2 protein-coding genes are annotated in these 1,138 nt (G+C 42.4%); one reads left to right on the top strand and one right to left on the bottom strand.

Going from position 1 to position 1,138, the window contains the following annotated elements; translation table 11 throughout:
• Window positions 1-152 precede the first annotated feature (152 nt).
• The gene (locus FFR48_RS27970) at window positions 153-590 is read left to right on the top strand and encodes a pre-16S rRNA-processing nuclease YqgF (RefSeq protein ID WP_137669584.1); all 438 of its coding nucleotides are present in this window, start codon (window positions 153-155) and stop codon (window positions 588-590) included.
• A 24-nt stretch (window positions 591-614) separates the two neighbouring features.
• Here FFR48_RS27970 and FFR48_RS27965 read toward each other — a convergent pair whose 3' ends face one another.
• Window positions 615-878, bottom strand: coding sequence for a DUF3146 family protein (locus FFR48_RS27965; protein WP_096566311.1), 264 nt, complete (start codon window positions 876-878; stop codon window positions 615-617).
• Between the last annotated feature and the right edge of the window lie 260 nt (window positions 879-1,138).

Below are 1,138 nucleotides of genomic sequence, written 5' to 3'. Positions count from 1 at the left end.
TTTACTCAAGCTTTCGGTTTTAACGGTGCATCTTTAATAGATAATTCTATGCAAACCTCTACAGGTTTAACAGTAGAATTAAAACAAGAAAACCCTGCTTATCATTTATTATCTCAATGTGCAATTTTCCACTTCCCTATTCCCTATTCCCTATGACTAACACACACCCTGCAATTTTAGGCTTTGATCCTGGTCGAGATAAATGTGGTGTAGCTGTGATGGGATTGGATCGGCAGTTGTATTTTCATCAAGTTGTACCTGCGGTTGAGGCGATCGCACAAATTTCTTCACTACGGCAAAAATACCCTGTTTCTTTAATTGTCATGGGGGATCAAACCACGGCGAAAAAGTGGAAACAGCAACTGAATCAGGAATTAATTCCCTCTGTAAATATTGTGTTAGTGGATGAGCGTTATACAACTCTAGAAGCACGCGATCGCTATTGGCAGATGTTCCCACCTACAGGACTCACCAAACTTTTACCAAAAGGTTTGCGACAGCCACCACGACCAATAGATGATATTGTAGCCATCCTGTTAATTGAACGCTACCTTAACCGATTAACTTCCAGCAGTTCTACTGACAACTGACTCCTGACTCTTGACTCCTTCTATTTACAATTCTGCCCGAATAGTAAAAGCATAATCGCCTCCTGGTTCTAATTGGTAATCTTGTTTTTCCAAAAAGCGGCCGAGAGGTTCTTTAATTAAAGCGCGACCCTGGGAAGGTTTGACAGATAGTTCTCCCCGACGGAAATGCCATTGAAAATGCCATTCAAAATCGCCGGCGCTGACATCACCTTCAAGAAAGCCATGTTGCCAAGATTGACGGGTGATTCTGACATGGGCGGTAGTTTCTGGTAGACGTTTAGCACTCACTATGCTGGGTGTCCGATGAGGGATAAAAGCGAACCATGTAGGTTACTTAATTTTTATGTACCAAAAATCTCTGAAATTGACAAATTGGGAATTGGGAATGGGGAATTGGGAATGGGGAATTGGGAATTGGGAATTGGGAATGGGTAATGGGGAATTGGGAATGGGTAATGGGGAATTGGGAATTGGGTAATGGTTAATATTATTCCCAATCACCAGTCACCAGTCACCAGTCACCAGTCACCAATCACCAATCACCAGTC

This window comes from Sphaerospermopsis reniformis (assembly GCF_005402885.1).
Taxonomy (GTDB): Bacteria; Cyanobacteriota; Cyanobacteriia; order Cyanobacteriales; family Nostocaceae; genus Sphaerospermopsis; species Sphaerospermopsis kisseleviana.
This window is presented reverse-complemented; position numbering and strand designations above follow the sequence as displayed.

Bases quoted from the DNA above. Each gene is read 5' to 3' on its own strand.
- FFR48_RS27970 (WP_137669584.1), top strand. From the start codon at position 153: ATGACTAACACACACCCTGCAATTTTAGGCTTTGATCCTGGTCGAGAT.